The organism is Pseudomonas asiatica (genome assembly GCF_009932335.1).
GTDB classification, from domain to species: domain Bacteria; phylum Pseudomonadota; class Gammaproteobacteria; order Pseudomonadales; family Pseudomonadaceae; genus Aquipseudomonas; species Aquipseudomonas asiatica.
Map to the genome: position 1 here is coordinate 139113 of NZ_BLJF01000003.1, position 16911 is coordinate 156023.

Below are 16911 nucleotides of genomic sequence, written 5' to 3' on the forward strand. Positions count from 1 at the left end.
TTGAAGGGGCAGCAGAGCAATGCAGCAACTCAATCCTTCCGAAATTAGTGAAATCATCAAGGGCCGCATCGACAACCTCGATGTGAGCTCCCAAGCCCGTAACGAAGGTACCGTTGTTTCGGTATCCGACGGTATCGTGCGGATCCACGGTCTGGCCGACGTCATGTACGGCGAAATGATCGAGTTCCCTGGCAGCGTATTCGGCATGGCCCTGAACCTGGAGCAAGACTCCGTAGGTGCAGTGATCCTGGGTGCCTATGACACCCTCGCCGAGGGCATGAGCGCCAAGTGTACCGGTCGCATCCTGGAAGTTCCGGTCGGCAAAGGCCTGCTGGGCCGCGTCGTCGACGCTCTGGGTAACCCGATCGATGGCAAAGGTCCTCTGACCACCACCGAAACCGACGCGGTCGAAAAGGTCGCTCCAGGCGTGATCTGGCGTAAGTCGGTAGACCAGCCTGTACAGACTGGCTACAAGTCCGTCGACGCCATGATCCCTGTCGGCCGTGGCCAGCGCGAGCTGATCATCGGTGACCGTCAGATCGGCAAGACCGCCATGGCCATCGACGCCATCATCAACCAGAAAGACTCCGGTATTTTCTGTGTTTATGTTGCTGTCGGCCAGAAGCGTTCCACCGTTGCCAACATCGTTCGCAAGCTGGAAGAAGCCGGCGCCCTGGCCAACACCATCGTGGTCGTTGCCAGTGCTTCGGAATCCGCCGCACTGCAGTTCCTGGCGCCATACGCCGGCTGCACCATGGGCGAGTTCTTCCGTGACCGCGGTGAAGACGCCCTGATCGTTTACGACGACCTGTCCAAGCAGGCCGTTGCCTACCGTCAGATCTCCCTGCTGCTGCGCCGTCCACCAGGACGTGAAGCGTACCCAGGTGACGTGTTCTATCTCCACTCCCGTCTGCTGGAGCGTGCATCGCGCGTTTCGGAAGAGTACGTCGAGAAGTTCACCAACGGCGCAGTCACTGGCAAGACCGGTTCCCTGACCGCCCTGCCGATCATCGAAACCCAGGCTGGCGACGTTTCCGCGTTCGTTCCGACCAACGTGATTTCCATCACCGACGGTCAGATCTTCCTGGAATCGGCCATGTTCAACTCGGGCATCCGCCCAGCAGTGAACGCCGGTGTTTCGGTATCCCGCGTAGGTGGTGCCGCTCAGACCAAGATCATCAAGAAGCTGTCCGGTGGTATCCGTACCGCTCTGGCTCAGTACCGTGAACTGGCTGCATTCGCCCAGTTCGCTTCCGATCTGGACGAAGCGACCCGCAAGCAGCTGGAGCATGGTCAGCGCGTTACCGAGCTGATGAAGCAGAAGCAGTACGCGCCGATGTCCATCGCGGACATGGCTCTGTCGCTGTACGCCGCTGAGCGTGGCTTCCTGACTGACGTAGAAGTCTCCAAGATCGGTAGCTTCGAGCAAGCACTGATCGCCTTCTTCAACCGTGATCACGCTGAACTGATGGCGAAGATCAACGTGAAGGGTGACTTCAACGACGAAATCGACGCAGGCCTGAAAGCCGGTATCGAGAAGTTCAAGGCCACCCAGACCTGGTAAGCCGCAGCGGGGGCTCAGGCCCCCGCTTGCTAACCTGATAGGTGATACATGGCAGGCGCAAAAGAGATTCGCAGTAAGATTGCGAGCATCAAAAGCACGCAAAAAATTACCAGCGCCATGGAGAAAGTGGCGGTCAGCAAGATGCGCAAGGCACAAATGCGCATGGCTGCTAGCCGTCCTTACGCGGAGCGTATCCGCCAGGTGATCGGTCATCTGGCCAACGCCAACCCGGAATACCGCCACCCGTTCATGATCGAGCGCCCTGTAAAGCGCGCCGGTTATATCGTGGTGAGCAGTGACCGTGGTCTGTGCGGTGGCTTGAACACCAACCTGTTCAAGGCCCTGGTCAAGGACATGAACGAAAACCGCGAACAGGGCGTGGAAATCGACCTGTGCGTGATCGGCAGCAAGGGTGCGACTTTCTTCCGCATCTTTGGCGGCAACGTCGTAGCCGCGATCAGCCACTTGGGCGAAGAGCCATCGATCAACGATCTGATCGGCTCCGTCAAAGTGATGCTGGACGCCTACCTGGACGGCCGTATCGATCGCCTCTCGGTGGTTTCGAACAAGTTCATCAACACCATGACCCAGAAGCCAACGGTCGAGCAATTGGTACCGTTGGTGGCAACCCCGGATCAGGATCTCAAGCATCACTGGGACTACCTGTACGAACCCGACGCAAAAGAGCTGCTGGACGGCTTGATGGTGCGTTACGTGGAGTCGCAGGTGTACCAGGCGGTGGTCGAGAACAACGCTGCTGAACAAGCGGCCCGGATGATCGCCATGAAGAACGCCACAGACAACGCCGGTGATTTGATCAAAGAGCTTCAGTTGATCTACAACAAGGCGCGTCAGGCTGCGATCACCCAGGAGATCTCGGAAATCGTCGGCGGCGCTGCCGCGGTTTAACGGTTCAAATATTCAGAGGATCCAGCTATGAGTAGCGGACGTATCGTTCAAATCATCGGCGCCGTCATCGACGTGGAATTCCCACGTGACGTCGTGCCGAGTGTTTACAACGCGCTGAAAGTACAAGGCGCGGAAACCACCCTGGAAGTTCAGCAGCAGCTGGGCGACGGCGTGGTTCGTACCATTGCGATGGGCTCGACCGAAGGCCTGAAGCGCGGTCTGGAAGTCGTTGACTCCGGCGCTGCCATTTCCGTTCCTGTTGGTAAGGCCACCCTGGGCCGTATCATGGACGTACTGGGCAACCCGATCGACGAGGCCGGCCCGATCGGCGAAGAAGAGCGTCGCGGTATCCACCAGCCAGCGCCTTCGTTCGCTGACCAGGCAGGCGGCAACGACCTGCTGGAAACCGGCATCAAGGTTATCGACCTGGTTTGCCCGTTCGCCAAGGGTGGTAAGGTTGGTCTGTTCGGTGGTGCCGGTGTCGGCAAGACCGTAAACATGATGGAACTGATCCGTAACATCGCCATGGAACACAGTGGTTACTCCGTGTTCGCTGGTGTGGGTGAGCGTACTCGTGAGGGTAACGACTTCTACCACGAGATGAAGGACTCCAACGTTCTCGACAAGGTAGCGCTGGTCTACGGTCAGATGAACGAGCCACCAGGAAACCGTCTGCGCGTAGCGCTGACCGGCCTGACCATGGCCGAGAAGTTCCGTGACGAAGGTAACGACGTTCTGCTGTTCGTCGACAACATCTATCGTTACACCCTGGCCGGTACCGAAGTATCCGCACTGCTGGGCCGTATGCCTTCGGCAGTAGGTTACCAGCCGACCCTGGCTGAAGAGATGGGCGTTCTGCAAGAGCGTATCACCTCCACCAAGGAAGGTTCGATCACCTCCGTTCAGGCCGTATACGTACCTGCGGACGACTTGACCGACCCGTCGCCTGCGACCACCTTCGCCCACTTGGACGCCACCGTCGTTCTGTCCCGTGACATCGCCTCCCTGGGTATCTACCCAGCGGTCGACCCACTGGACTCGACTTCGCGCCAGCTGGACCCGAACGTGATCGGCAACGAGCACTACGAGACCGCTCGTGGCGTTCAGTATGTTCTGCAGCGCTACAAAGAGCTGAAAGACATCATCGCGATCCTGGGTATGGACGAACTGTCCGAAGCCGACAAGCAACTGGTAGCCCGCGCTCGTAAGATCCAGCGCTTCCTGTCGCAGCCGTTCTTCGTGGCCGAAGTCTTCACCGGTTCGCCAGGCAAGTACGTTTCCCTGAAAGACACCATCGCTGGCTTCAGCGGCATCCTCAAAGGTGACTACGACCACCTGCCAGAACAAGCGTTCTACATGGTCGGCAGCATCGACGAAGCGATCGAGAAAGCCAAGAAACTGTAATTCCTGCGCCCCGCAAGGGGCGCTATCAGGTTGAGGCAAGCAGATGGCTATGACAGTCCATTGCGATATCGTCAGCGCGGAAGGAGAGATCTTCTCCGGCCTGGTCGAGATGGTAGTTGCGCACGGTAACCTGGGTGATCTTGGTATCGCTCCGGGTCACGCGCCGCTGATCACCAATCTCAAGCCTGGTCCGATCACGCTGACCAAGCAGGGTGGCGCCCAAGAGGTGTTCTACATCTCTGGTGGTTTCCTCGAGGTTCAGCCGAACATGGTCAAGGTGCTTGCCGATACCGTGCAACGTGCTGCAGACCTGGATGAAGCTCAGGCTCAGGAAGCCCTCAAGGCTGCCGAGAACGCCCTGAATCTGAAAGGCGCGGACTTCGACTACGGCGCCGCCGCCGCACGTCTGGCCGAGGCCGCAGCTCAGCTGCGTACCGTCCAGCAAATGCGCAGAGGCAAGTAATCGGCCCTCGGCTGATAACTTCTGTTGCGATTGAGTAAAAGGGTAGCCTCGGCTACCCTTTTTCTTTTTCTGATTTCTCTCCCCCGGTCATTTCACTGACCACCCAGGATTGGTAGCCAGTAATGTCACTCGATATCGTTATTCTCGCCGCCGGCCAAGGCACCCGCATGCGCTCGGCGCTGCCCAAGGTGCTGCACCCGGTTGCCGGCAACTCCATGCTCGGCCATGTTATCCACAGCGCGCGCCAGCTGCAGCCGCAAGGTATTCATGTGGTCATTGGCCATGGTGCCGAGCTGGTTCGCGAGCGCCTGGCCGCCGACGACCTGAACTTCGTCATGCAGGATAAGCAGCTGGGTACCGGCCATGCGGTTGCCCAGGCATTGCCGGCCTTGACCGCCGAAACCGTGCTGGTGCTGTACGGTGATGTGCCTTTGATTGAAGTGGAAACCCTGCAGCGCCTGCTGGCGAAGGCCAACGAGCAGCAGCTGGGCCTGCTCACGGTGACCCTCGACGACCCGACCGGTTATGGCCGTATCGTGCGTGACGAGCAGGGGAAGGTGACCGCCATCGTTGAGCACAAGGACGCCAACGATGCGCAGAAAGCGATCAAGGAAGGCAACACCGGTATTCTGGCCCTGCCGGCCGCGCGTCTGGCCGACTGGATGGGTCGCCTGTCGAACAACAATGCCCAGGGTGAGTATTACCTGACCGATGTCATCGCCATGGCTGTAGCTGACGGCCTGGTAGTGGCTACTGAACAGCCGCACGACCCGATGGAAGTGCAAGGTGCCAACGACCGTCGCCAGCTGTCCGAACTGGAGCGCCACTACCAGTTGCGTGAAGGCCGTCGCCTGATGGCCCAGGGCGTAACTTTGCGCGACCCGTCGCGCTTCGATGTCCGCGGTGAAGTGACCGTTGGCCGTGACGTGCTGATCGATATCAACGTGATTCTCGAAGGCAAGGTGGTCATCGAGGACGATGTGCAGATCGGCCCTAACTGCGTGATCAAGAACACCACCCTGCGCAAAGGCGCAGTGGTCAAGGCCAACAGCCACCTTGAAGGCGCCGTGATGGGCGAGGGCAGCGATGCCGGCCCGTTCGCCCGCCTGCGCCCGGGTAGCGTGCTGGACGCCAAGGCACATGTGGGTAACTTCGTCGAACTGAAGAACGCTCACCTGGGTGAGGGCGCCAAGGCCGGTCACCTGACTTATCTGGGCGATGCCGAAATCGGTGCTCGTACCAACATCGGCGCCGGCACCATCACCTGCAACTACGATGGCGCGAACAAGTTCAAGACCGTGATGGGCGAGGATGTATTCATCGGCTCGAACAACTCGTTGGTAGCGCCTGTGGAAATCAAGGCTGGTGCGACCACTGCAGCCGGTTCGACCATCACTCAGACCGTTGAGGCAGGCGATCTGGCGGTGGCTCGTGCACGTCAGCGCAACATCTCGGGTTGGAAGCGGCCGGAAAAGATCAAGAAGAGCTGAGTTATACACAGCTGTTTCGATCGAAAGCCGACTTATGTGAATAAGTCGGCTTTTTATTTTGCGGCATATCGCAGCCTCTGTAGGAGCGACCTTGTGTCGCGATGGACTGCAAAGTAGGCCCGACAATTTCTGTTTTGCCTCGAAAACCCTGGGGCCGCGCTGCGGCCCATCGCGACACAAGGCCGCTCCTACAGGGGCCGCGCCAGTGCAGAGAGAATCTATCCACAGGGCAGTGACGACTTGACGAATCGCTCATCTTAGGTTTTGATTGCCATCATTATCTTTCGAATCGAAACTTAAGCGCTCATGTCGAAACGAAACACCCCGCAGCGGCGGCACAACATCCTGGCTTTGCTCAGCGAGCAGGGCGAGGTGAGTGTGGACGCGTTGGCCAAGCGTTTCGCTACCTCGGAGGTCACCATCCGCAAGGACCTCGCTGCCCTGGAAACCAATGGCCTGTTGCTACGGCGTTATGGTGGCGCGGTCCCGGTGCCTCAAGAGCTGCTCGGTGAACCTGCCCAGCCGGTGTCTTCCTATAAAAAGGCCATCGCCCGCGCTGCTGTGGCGCGTATCCGCGAACATGCGCGCATCATCATCGACAGCGGCAGCACCACGGCAGCCATGATCCCTGAACTGGGCCGCCATCCTGGCCTGGTGGTGATGACCAATTCGATGAACGTGGCCCGCGCCATCTGCGACCTCGAACACGAGCCGGTGCTGCTGATGACCGGTGGCACCTGGGACCCGCATTCCGAGTCGTTCCAGGGCCAGGTGGCCGAGCAGGTGTTGCGCTCCTACGATTTCGACCAACTGTTCATCGGCGCCGACGGCATCGACCTCGGCCGCGGTACCACCACCTTCAACGAACTTCTCGGGCTGAGCCGGGTCATGGCCGAAGTCGCCCGTGAAGTGATCGTGATGGTCGAATCGGACAAGGTAGGGCGCAAGATCCCTAACCTCGAGCTGCCCTGGGGCAGCGTGCACACCCTTATTACTGACGAACGCCTGCCCGCAGCGGCACGCGAACAAATTCAAGCCCGCGGCATCAACCTGATCTGCGCCGCGATCAGCCAGGAGCAATAAACCATGTGTGGAATCGTTGGTGCCGTCGCCGAGCGCAACATCACAGCCATCCTGATCGAAGGCCTCAAGCGTCTTGAGTACCGCGGGTACGACAGCGCCGGCCTGGCCGTCCTCACCCAGAACGGTGAACTGCAGCGCCGTCGCCGTATCGGCAAGGTCAGTGAACTGGAAGCCGCTGTTGCCGCCGAGCCACTGGCCGGCCAGCTGGGCATCGCCCACACTCGCTGGGCCACCCACGGTGCGCCGACCGAGGGCAACGCCCACCCGCACTTCTCGGGCCATGAAGTGGCCGTGGTGCACAACGGCATCATCGAGAACCACGAAGAACTGCGCGAAGAGCTGAAGGGCCTTGGCTATGTCTTCACTTCGCAGACTGATACCGAAGTCATCGTCCACCTGATCCACCACACCCTGAAGAGCATTCCGGACCTGACCGATGCCCTGAAGGCTGCGGTGAAGCGCCTGCATGGTGCTTACGGCCTGGCGCTGATCAGTGCCAAGCAGCCTGACCGCCTGGTAGCCGCACGCAGTGGCAGCCCGCTGGTGATCGGCCTGGGCCTGGGCGAGAACTTCCTGGCGTCCGACCAGCTGGCCCTGCGCCAGGTCACCGACCGCTTCATGTACCTGGAAGAAGGCGACATCGCCGAAATCCGCCGTGACCAGGTCTCCATCTGGGACCAGGATGGCCACAAGGTCCAGCGCGAAACCGTGCAGTACCACGAAGGTGCCGAAGCTGCCGACAAAGGTACCTACCGCCACTTCATGCTCAAGGAAATCCACGAGCAGCCAAGCGTGGTGCAGCGCACCCTGGAAGGCCGGCTGGGCAAGGACAACGTTATGGTCCAGGCCTTCGGCCCGCAGGCTGCCGAACTGTTCGCCAAGGTGCGTAACGTGCAGATCGTTGCCTGCGGTACCAGCTACCACGCCGGCATGGTCGCCCGTTACTGGCTGGAAAGCCTGGCCGGGATCCCGTGCCAGGTCGAAGTGGCCAGCGAGTTCCGTTACCGCAAGGTGGTAGTGCAGCCGGACACCCTGTTCGTCTCCATCTCGCAGTCTGGCGAAACCGCCGACACCCTGGCCGCACTGCGCAACGCCAAGGAGCTGGGCTTCCTCGGCAGCCTGGCGATCTGCAACGTCGGTATCAGTTCGCTGGTGCGTGAGTCGGACCTGACCCTGCTGACTCTGGCCGGCCCGGAAATCGGCGTGGCTTCGACCAAGGCTTTCACCACCCAGCTTGTTTCGCTGATGCTGCTGACCCTGGCTCTGGGCCAGGTGCGCGGTACCCTGGAAGCCGGCGTCGAAGCCGAGCTGGTTGATGAACTGCGCCGCCTGCCGGCCCGCCTGGGCGAAGCCCTGGCCATGGACGCCACCGTCGAGAAAATCGCCGAGCTGTTCGCCGACAAGCACCACACCCTGTTCCTCGGCCGTGGTGCGCAGTACCCGGTGGCGATGGAAGGTGCGCTCAAGCTCAAGGAAATCTCCTACATCCACGCCGAAGCCTACCCGGCAGGCGAGCTGAAGCACGGCCCGCTGGCTCTGGTGGACAACGACATGCCAGTGGTAACCGTTGCGCCGAATAACGAACTGCTGGAGAAGCTGAAGTCCAACCTGCAGGAAGTACGCGCCCGTGGTGGCGAGCTGGTAGTGTTTGCAGACGAGCAGGCCGGCATGACCAATGGCGAAGGTACCCACGTGATCAAGGTGCCGCACATCGCCGACGCCCTGGCACCAATCCTGTACACCATCCCGCTGCAGCTGCTGTCTTACTACGTGGCCGTGCTCAAGGGCACCGACGTGGACCAGCCGCGTAACCTAGCCAAGTCGGTTACGGTCGAGTAAGCCAGAAGCCAGGGGCGCTTTGCAGCTAGATTTAGGGAATTAAACCTGTCGCAAGGGAAATAAAGCTGTCGCGGGTAACCCTGTTCGTGACCAATCCGGGTTGGCGGGGTGCAGTGATGCACGCCGTTGTCCCGACTTGGAATTACGCCTCAGAATCTAATTGACAGGTGTGTCACGCTGTATAGGCTTGTAGTCGAGGACTGCAACTGCGCATCCGTTGGGACTGGGTACCAGCAAGGCCCCCCCGCAATTTCGGCAGCAGAGAATGCTGGTTTCTCTGAAGTAGTGACGACGGGCATAGCCGGTCGGATTCTGAACCCAAGGTCGCAAGGCTGGGAGTTAAAGGATCGCTGCGACTACTCCTCGAACCTTCCGAAAAGGCACCTTTGGGTGCCTTTTTTACACCTTATTTCTGGCAATGTTTGCTCAACCGCAACCTTTGAACGATGACGCGGGATCAGTCGCTGAGGGGCCAACCCATCCATGCTGTTGCGTATCCAACCTGATGAATCTTTGCGCTCATATGTTGACCGCAATTTGCTCGTGAATTTTATGGACTGGAGGGTAGACAGGTTACGATGGCTTTCTGAAGGGGAGATTACTCACCAAGCAGTTAAGGTGATCGCCTCAACGATGGGTTGGCAAGGATGCTATGGCTTCAACCGCTTGCTGCACGAACACACTCAATTGCCCCTGCAGTTTGTTATCAGGGATACCCGAGATGCCAGTTATTCTCGAACGGCGTATCTCAAACCCCGAATGGCGATTACTAATTCCGACTTGCACGCCTACTGCCCGGAATGCGTCAGGCAGGACGTGCAGGATTTGGGCTTTTCCTACTGGCGACGAAATTTCCCTGATCATGTGAGCGTGTGTGCCACACACAATGTGGTGCTGCTGTCCACTTGCCCATATTGCGATCAACCTTTCTCATCAAAAGGCCACAATCTCGATGTGATGTGGAGAAAGTGTTCTGGGCGACACCTCGGTAACGCAGAGAGCGTAATGAACTTGGATGAAGATGCTCTCAAACATGCTCGCTTCGTAGAAGCGCTATGCGCTTATGAATTCTCCATTTCAATCCATTCTGCAGTGGCCATTCTCTCCGATAAGTTGCGCAGCCTCAAGAAACTGACGAAGCGGATGAAATCTGAGCGGACAGCCATGATTGAGTATCTCGATCGGATTTCAAATAATTTGGAAGAAAAAAGATTTGAGAGTCCTGTTGTAAAGACGGAATTTTTCCCCGAAGAAATTTTGAAAATCGTGGTTTATGCCTATGAGACTTTCGATGAATTTGTTGTTGATTTGTACGAGTATGATAAAGATTTGATTCCTATTGAGTCTCTATGGCGAAATTATGGTAATGGTAGGTATGCGACCACTTGTCGGGAATAGCTGACTGAGCGTTGCTGCACTTGCATGTTAAGTCTTGGTCGATTGGGTAACAATTTCTAGTAGGTTTCGTGCTTCTGGGTAGCGATTCCTTTTTTCTAGGCACCGATGCAGTGTGGGCACCAACGCGAAAATATGACTAGCTCGAACAGGGAAATTCGTGGCCGAGTATTTCAGTCTTTGAATGCTCAATTCAATTGATTCGCATAGTTGCCTGTCGCGAGCACTCCAATCGATTTTTTGATTGTTGCCTACGCGACCACTTGGCATCCGCTTAGTTTGAGCCATCAACCAGTCATTATCGTTCCGGTATAGCCATTGATAGACCTTGGGGAGCATTGATCTCAGGCTTTTCGGACTGGCGTCTGGATTCATGCCGATGGCGCTAACCCACTCCGCACGGTGATTGTGTAGCAGTAGCTCCCTGCGCTGAGTTGTCCAAGCAGCCATCAGTAGAGGATCAGCACTTAGGATCCTGTTTATTGTAGAAACCGAAACGTCATATCGTTCCGCTATGGAATGTTTCTCCACTCCTTTGCCCAAGCAACCCAAGATTTGTTCCCGAAGCTCGGGTTTCAGCTTTTTAGGCTTCAGTTTTTTGAAGACTCTATCCCTGATTTCCTGACCTTTAAATCGGTGTGCTGCTTTATCGCCTACTGCTCGTCTTCCGTGGTCTGGAGACTGTACTGGGGTTTCCTGATCCCCTGGAGACTGAAATCTTTTTAACGCACATAAAAACGGCGCAAACTCGCCGAATATACAGGTGATCAAAATCAGATGTTTGAGCGGATGGGAGTAAACGCGCGGTGTACGGGTCAGACTCTGTATAAAAGTTTCAGCTCTCTTTGGAGTGGTCGGAAGCGAGGCCAGTGGAAGATACGGTTGCAGTTGTGAAGCGAACGAAGCTAGGTCTGCTTGGGCATCAAAGCATGCTTCTGTATTGACTGAGAGGCGACGAATAGCTTCGTTATAAGCAGCCGTGACATTTTCTGGACGAAATTGCTCAGAAATGCCTAGCTTGGCTAACTCAATCACTGAGTGTCCTAAACGCTTGAGGGTTTGTACCACTGTCGGGCATACGGGCTGCTCTGCAACGCTCGCTATTAGGTGCTCGGCAGGTAATACCCAGTGCGCAGAGTCCGACCACTGCCGGTTGGCCGAGCAAATCCTGATGAGAGTTCCGTGCTTAGGGCATAACGTGACGCCTGGATACTGATGGGACAGGTGCCAGTAGGCGACCCCATGATTGATACGGTCTTCCCTTAAACATTCGAGGCATGCTTTCAATGGGTGCTCTGCGCCAAAGCGACCGGTCACCAGACCCAGGCGATATTTTAAGGTGCCCAAAGAATTGTTTGAAACTGTATGAAAGACGTCGTCAATTCTTTCCTTGGATTGAAAAGGAAAAAACAACGGCAATATCGTATGTTCTGTAATGATGTTGAATGGGCTTCCCCATACTTCTTTGGCTTTTTGGGGCAAAGAGTTTAGTCTGCTAGGAAAGTCATGCTGCACACTACTTGATCCCTCACCAAATAGCCATGCAGTGGTGCTAGCCTTAGTAACGTGGCACATAAAACGATGCTGACGACAACAAATACTGAAAAAGGTCTCATCCGGTAGCCATCGAACGACAGGGACAGATGCATTTGCAGAATCAGCCATTTCCCTCACCAAACGCTTGTCGTTTTCAACATTTTATTTGATTGGGGCTAAACCCTTAAATTATCAGTTGAGATAAGGGGGTGAAGATATATATCCGATGGGTGTGAGGCGCACGGTTGATCTAGATAATGACCCAAGCTGGACAATTTTGAATCCAGTCGCGACCCAGAGAGGGATGACTTTTCAGTTGTCACCCTGTTAACCACGGCGGTAACATACCCTGCTAAGCGAAGCGCTTTAAAATGTGCACACAGATACGTGTACACCCAGCGAATCCATTGCAGATAGCTGCTAACTATGTCCTAGATTCTTAACACGTATGAATAATAAGGAAGTATTGAATGAAATCTGACTAGTTAATTAGCGCTAGAATTCAGATAGACAAAGGCCCAAGTGCGACCTTGGGCCTCTGTGGATAAGTCAGAATTTAGCGACCTGACCTTTCCATTGTCTATTCCGAACATGCGGGACGTCAAGTCCTGCAGGGCTTCGTTCATCCACAAGAAGGTGAGCGTTATCCACAACCCGCACTCTTGGGTACGCCCGGGAGGCAAGGGCTATAGGGGCATCCAGCAAATTATCCCCAGGCTGGATGACGATCCTAGGTCCGTAGACATTGGACTGTATTGATGACTTTGCAGGAGAGATTTGCCCTCATCAGGAGCCGACAAGCTCACTTCGCGTGGGGCGATATCTACACGCCTTCGATTTTAGCGGTTCCACGAGAAGCCCCTAAGGGCTCTCGTATCAGCAGAATGAATAGCCGGAAGCTCGGCCGTGCGATTCACTCGCTGTCCACCCCAGAAGCGGTGTTCGCACAGCTCGCGCTCTTCCATCCTCAGCTGCTCGATATTCACGAGCAGAAGATGCTGTGGCCATATCACGCCCCGCATCCATTGCACGGGCATCCACTCACCAAAGGACATTTTTCTCATCCTGTCACTGGGACGATGGAAATTGCCAAGCAAATTGGCTTCAAGCATCACCAGGTGGTGATTACCACTAAAGCTGGTAGCCGACAGAGAATGCCCTTTCCCTATCAGGGGGACCTTTTACTGTATTTGATGGGTTCAGATGGGAAACCCTACGCGGTCAATTGGACGGTGAAGGATCAAGCTCATGCCTTCAGCGAGAGGCGCTACTCAGCAGCCAAGACCCCTAATCAGCAAAAAAAGGACCGTGATCATGCTGAGCTACGCACAGCCCTAGAGCAACTGCATTACGCAAGCGGCGGTATCAGGACCGTGCAAATGTCTTTGGATCGTCTGGACCCGATCGTCATGGGCAATCTCGATCTGCTATTTCCGATGCATGGCTTGCCGCTGACCCACGACCCCGAGCTGCTCAGGGAGTTTAGCGCTGAGATTGAGGGCGCTGTGCATGCTGGGGCCTTGATCCACCCCATCATTTACCGGTATGCAGCCCGATGGGGTAAGCGTGACCAGTTTATTGCGAAGGTCTACCAAGACATCTGGGACCGAAAGCTGCCAGTAAATTTCTTCAAGCCGATTCTGATCGACCATCCTCTCGATACCGACGGTGGTGATCTGCTGGCAGCCTACGGCAAATTTTTCTTGGAGATTGAGCCGTGATCACGGGCGCTAGGTTATTTGCGCCTGAAGGTTATCGGAGCCTTGTCAAAGGCCACTATTACCATTTCCTGAACAGTGATGCGGTCCACAACCGGGTGCGCTTGGTGGAGTTCAGTGATCTAGCGAAAGACGTGCGCACCACCTTGATCACCCTCACAAGGTTCGAGTTCGAAGAAGCGCTCGAAGCGGGTGCGCTGCTGGCGTCAGGGGAGACGGACAAATTTCCGCCATGGCTGGAACCGATTAAGGGGATCGCAATTTCAGATCGTGAAACGAAGCGGGTTTCTGCTAAGGAAACCTACGACCAAAAGGTCAACCGCCGTTTTCTGGCTATCTCAGGCCTGATGGTTCGTCTCCAGGAGGTTCTAGCCAGTGACGATCCGGACGCTGTAATTAACGCTCATGCCAAAAGCCAGTCGCCTCAGCAAAATGCAGCTCGCTTGAGGTTGTGGTTCTACACTTACATTACTTTTGGACAAAACAAGTGGGCTCTCATGCCTCCCCTGCACCGCATCGGGAGGTGGGACAGGGAGGGGCCGGGGAAATTACGCAGGCTGGGCCGGCCATCACCCAATGGCAAAGAGTGGGGTTACCGGGCCGATAGCGCCATGAGGGAAAGAATCCTTTCTGCGTATCTTAGGTTCCGTTCCGCTGACAAAACATATAGTCAAGTTTACCGAAAAATCCTTACAGAGGAATTTGGTTGCGTTTCCGTTGAACGAAATGGAGTAGCATTTTTCATCAATCGTAAAGGGCACCCATTTCCAACTATTGACCAAGTGCGTTACTGCATCGAACAACAAGTTAGCGCTAAAGAGAAATCTATTGGCGTAAGAGGTAAACAAAAGACCCGCGACCAGAGCGGCAGTTTGGGCAGTTTCTCAGAACGCTTGACGAATCTAAATCAGCAGGTCGAGTTTGATGGTTACTACATAGTTGAAAAACTTTCGGGCCTGACAGAGGGTAGCCCCGTTGACGGATTTTGCGTCGTTCGTGCCGTGTGTGGATTGTCCGGAATGGTGGTTGGCATTGGATTTGCCGAAGGTAAAGAAACCAAAGAAGCTTATCGGATGTGTCTGTTTTCCATGGCTGTCGACAAAGTATGGTTTTGTGGGCTTTTCGGAGTAACCATCAAACCGGACTGGTGGCCCTGCGAAGGCTTGGCAGGTGGGCTGGTGTTTGATCGAGGTCCTGCAGCAGCCCTGGACACGGAGCCTGAGATCCACTGGCTAGGCACACTTGAAAATACGCCAGTTTTTTCTGGCCAGTCTAAAGCTACGGTTGAGTCATCGCACCCGCGAGCAAAATCCGACCTCGATCAACCCACCTATGTTCATAGCACACTGAATTTTGTCCAAATGGCCCGCAGGGAGATTCACCAAGTCCTGAAAGACAACCGGTCGTCTGACGCAAGTGGCCGCATGGAAACCGAAATGTATTGGTGCGGAATAAAGCCCACCCCGCTGGGTATCTGGAATTACTGGGACAGCCGCTTCCGTAATTCTGCAATCGGGATGCAGCAAGAGGTTGCCATAAAGAGCTTCCTGTCTGTGCACCCGGCCGTTGTACGTCAAGACGCAGTCTATCTGTACGGGCGCAAGTATAGGTCTGTTGATTTGATCAATACCGGGATATTTGATCGAGTTGCTAGGAGCAGCGTTATTGAAGTTGATGTATATGTACTGACTATGTGCGTTCGGCATATATGGATTGAGGTAGGAGGCACACTGTTCGAACTGGACTTTGTAACGACGCAAAGGACCGTTGACGGTGATCGGGACATATCATTACGTGATCTTCAGTCACTAGATGCCTTAAGGCGAAAATCTCAAACTTTGCTTCGTAATGAGATGCCGGCAATTCATCAATTTCACGATGATAGATTCAAAGAAGATACCGGTGAAGAGTGTAAAGGTGGCGTGAGAAGAATTGGTCGACCACCTAAATCGGCATCTGCGCAGCGAGATACAGATGACTATGATCGATTCCGAGGTAAAGCCAAATGAATGAGGCCATTGCGAGTTGGTTCGACGGCTGCCAAACGGCTGATCAGGTCCGCCAGATCATCACGCGTCGACCTGAGCCATTGGAAAGTCTGTACGAAATTGAACCTCGGTTGGCGGCAGAGGTGCTGTTTCAAGCATTGCGTGAATCGTTCATTCCCAACGCATTTACGATTGAGTTCATCCAGGAGATGGTGGGGCGCGCAGCGCTGCATGCGCGAGCATTGTTCTCTTCTGAGCGCGAGTACGCCCGAGGGCTCTATGAAGCACCTGCAGTCGATGCTGTGCCGGTGTGTTTTACAGGGCTTGCAGGGGTTGGGAAGAGCCAGACCATTGCTGCGCTGCGCAAGGTTCTGCCTGGCCCCGTTGATCTGTCCTGCGATCACTTCCAGGGTGAGCTACCGTTGCGGTCGCATTGGTATGCAAGCGCCCGAGGTACCACCAATGCTAAGGCCCTTCTTCGAGAGTTCGTTGAGTTGCCTCTGTCGCGACTGACCGTTGCTGAGCTGCTGAGTGAATGCCGGCGTAGGGCGAATCGTGATGGGGTATCGTTAGTCATCCTGGATGAAATGCAGTACATCCAAAAGGGGCTTGGTGCAGCGAAGGTTACCGATATCCTCTTGAACATGGCTGGTATCGGTCCGCCAATGGTCTACGTGTGCAATTACAGCTTGGGTCACAAGTTGTTTGAGAGAAACAATGAGGATCAGCAGCGCTTGCTGACGGACCCAAGAATCATGCTTCCCGATGAGCCTGGCAGTTCCGACTGGAAAGCTTTCATTGATGAATGTGTTCGCGTGGGCAATGGCGCGATTCGCGGTAATCAGGGTGAATTGGCAAGGGAAATTTACCGTTGCACCTTCGGTATCAAGCGCCTGGCGGTGGAGTTGTTGAAGCAGGCGTACATTGAGTGCCGCAGTGCAGGCCGTCATGCGGCCTCCCTTCAAGACATCGGCCATGCTTACCGCTCAGCGGCTTACACGTCCAGTGCCAAACAGGTCGAACACCTTCAAAAATTGGCTCTGGGTGGTCGGGTGTCCAAACAGCATCCAGACCTGCGGTGTCCGTTTGACCTGCCAGCCGCGTTCACGTCCAACGTAGTGAAATTTGCGCGAGCTGAACGGCAGGACCGAGTCACCCAGAAGGTTTTCGACTCATCGCTCACTGCGTCGGAACGATCTGTAAAAAAGCAACTTGATGCCTCAGCGAATGCTCTGCAGAAGCCGACTGCGCGCCCGCGGCGGACTCCGGTTGAGGAGCTCTCCGAGGAAGAGCAGGCCAAAGCTTTCTTTGCCTTGATGGAGGACGACAAGGACCCCAAACCCAAGTGATGGTGTGGCGAAGAATTCCGTTCGCGGGCCCTATGATTGCTGGCGTGTAAACCTATTTTTTTCACTGTTAACCAGAGTGGTTTACAGTGAAAAAAACAGGTTTACACGCCTGAGTTAGCGAGGGGCAGGTACACCAGGATAGAGCACCTGAGCTCGGATGCATCTCCGACGCC

Annotated in this window: 12 protein-coding genes; 11 read left to right on the forward strand and 1 reads right to left on the reverse strand. The window is 55.7% G+C overall.

The window, feature by feature from the left end; all coding sequences use genetic code 11:
• Positions 1–19 precede the first annotated feature (19 nt).
• From atpA to GYA95_RS23275, 8 genes are all read left to right on the forward strand, one after another.
• Positions 20–1564 (forward strand): F0F1 ATP synthase subunit alpha, encoded by a 1545-nt coding sequence (gene atpA, locus GYA95_RS23240; RefSeq protein ID WP_013974906.1) that lies wholly within the window; start codon positions 20–22, stop codon positions 1562–1564.
• Positions 1565–1612: 48 nt separating this feature from the next.
• Positions 1613–2473 carry a F0F1 ATP synthase subunit gamma gene (gene atpG / locus GYA95_RS23245; RefSeq protein WP_013974905.1) on the forward strand — a complete coding sequence of 287 codons (861 nt, stop codon included), beginning with the start codon at positions 1613–1615 and terminating at the stop codon, positions 2471–2473.
• A 27-nt stretch (positions 2474–2500) separates the two neighbouring features.
• Positions 2501–3877 (forward strand): F0F1 ATP synthase subunit beta, encoded by a 1377-nt coding sequence (atpD, locus tag GYA95_RS23250; protein ID WP_013974904.1) that lies wholly within the window; start codon positions 2501–2503, stop codon positions 3875–3877.
• A 43-nt stretch (positions 3878–3920) separates the two neighbouring features.
• Complete coding sequence (locus tag GYA95_RS23255) at positions 3921–4340, forward strand: F0F1 ATP synthase subunit epsilon (RefSeq protein ID WP_003260039.1); 420 nt, start codon at positions 3921–3923, stop codon at positions 4338–4340.
• Between the two features lie 122 nt (positions 4341–4462).
• Positions 4463–5830 (forward strand): bifunctional UDP-N-acetylglucosamine diphosphorylase/glucosamine-1-phosphate N-acetyltransferase GlmU, encoded by a 1368-nt coding sequence (gene glmU / locus GYA95_RS23260; RefSeq protein ID WP_015268401.1) that lies wholly within the window; start codon positions 4463–4465, stop codon positions 5828–5830.
• Positions 5831–6136: 306 nt separating this feature from the next.
• Positions 6137–6913: a DeoR/GlpR family DNA-binding transcription regulator gene (locus tag GYA95_RS23265; RefSeq protein ID WP_015268400.1), complete on the forward strand. Its 777-nt coding sequence runs from the start codon at positions 6137–6139 to the stop codon at positions 6911–6913.
• A gap of 3 nt (positions 6914–6916) precedes the next feature.
• Entirely contained in the window at positions 6917–8752 is a 1836-nt protein-coding gene (gene glmS, locus GYA95_RS23270; protein WP_015268399.1) for a glutamine--fructose-6-phosphate transaminase (isomerizing), read from the forward strand.
• A 483-nt stretch (positions 8753–9235) separates the two neighbouring features.
• Positions 9236–10150, forward strand: a complete 915-nt coding sequence (locus GYA95_RS23275; protein ID WP_110765414.1) for a TniQ family protein — start codon at positions 9236–9238, stop codon at positions 10148–10150.
• A gap of 27 nt (positions 10151–10177) precedes the next feature.
• Here the strand turns inward: GYA95_RS23275 and GYA95_RS23280 are convergent, their stop codons facing one another.
• Positions 10178–11812: a TnsD family Tn7-like transposition protein gene (locus GYA95_RS23280; RefSeq protein ID WP_082422064.1), complete on the reverse strand. Its 1635-nt coding sequence runs from the start codon at positions 11810–11812 to the stop codon at positions 10178–10180.
• 629 nt (positions 11813–12441) lie between these two features.
• On the opposite strand from GYA95_RS23280, the gene GYA95_RS23285 reads away from it, so the two are divergent.
• From GYA95_RS23285 to GYA95_RS23295, 3 genes are read left to right on the forward strand one after another with little or no spacing between them, the layout of a single operon-like run.
• On the forward strand, positions 12442–13404 hold the full coding sequence (locus GYA95_RS23285) for a PDDEXK family nuclease (RefSeq protein WP_060519787.1): 963 nt from the start codon (positions 12442–12444) through the stop codon (positions 13402–13404).
• Positions 13401–15410 carry a transposase gene (locus GYA95_RS28015; RefSeq protein ID WP_165961575.1) on the forward strand — a complete coding sequence of 670 codons (2010 nt, stop codon included), beginning with the start codon at positions 13401–13403 and terminating at the stop codon, positions 15408–15410. The genes GYA95_RS23285 and GYA95_RS28015 overlap by 4 nt, the downstream gene beginning before the upstream one ends.
• Complete coding sequence (locus GYA95_RS23295; protein WP_161551505.1) at positions 15407–16738, forward strand: Cdc6/Cdc18 family protein; 1332 nt, start codon at positions 15407–15409, stop codon at positions 16736–16738. Before GYA95_RS28015 ends, GYA95_RS23295 begins: the two co-directional genes overlap by 4 nt.
• Positions 16739–16911 lie beyond the last annotated feature (173 nt).

Excerpts from the sequence above, each read along its gene's own strand:
- GYA95_RS23295 (WP_161551505.1), top strand. The coding sequence starts at position 15,407 with ATGAATGAGGCCATTGCGAGTTGGTTCGACGGCTGCCAAACGGCTGAT.
- GYA95_RS23255 (WP_003260039.1), top strand. The coding sequence starts at position 3,921 with ATGGCTATGACAGTCCATTGCGATATCGTCAGCGCGGAAGGAGAGATC.
- GYA95_RS23275 (WP_110765414.1), top strand. The coding sequence starts at position 9,236 with ATGCTGTTGCGTATCCAACCTGATGAATCTTTGCGCTCATATGTTGAC.
- glmS (WP_015268399.1), top strand. The coding sequence starts at position 6,917 with ATGTGTGGAATCGTTGGTGCCGTCGCCGAGCGCAACATCACAGCCATC.
- atpG (WP_013974905.1), top strand. The coding sequence starts at position 1,613 with ATGGCAGGCGCAAAAGAGATTCGCAGTAAGATTGCGAGCATCAAAAGC.
- glmU (WP_015268401.1), top strand. The coding sequence starts at position 4,463 with ATGTCACTCGATATCGTTATTCTCGCCGCCGGCCAAGGCACCCGCATG.
- GYA95_RS23265 (WP_015268400.1), top strand. The coding sequence starts at position 6,137 with ATGTCGAAACGAAACACCCCGCAGCGGCGGCACAACATCCTGGCTTTG.
- GYA95_RS23280 (WP_082422064.1), bottom strand. The coding sequence starts at position 11,812 with ATGGCTGATTCTGCAAATGCATCTGTCCCTGTCGTTCGATGGCTACCG.
- atpA (WP_013974906.1), top strand. The coding sequence starts at position 20 with ATGCAGCAACTCAATCCTTCCGAAATTAGTGAAATCATCAAGGGCCGC.
- atpD (WP_013974904.1), top strand. The coding sequence starts at position 2,501 with ATGAGTAGCGGACGTATCGTTCAAATCATCGGCGCCGTCATCGACGTG.
- GYA95_RS23285 (WP_060519787.1), top strand. The coding sequence starts at position 12,442 with ATGACTTTGCAGGAGAGATTTGCCCTCATCAGGAGCCGACAAGCTCAC.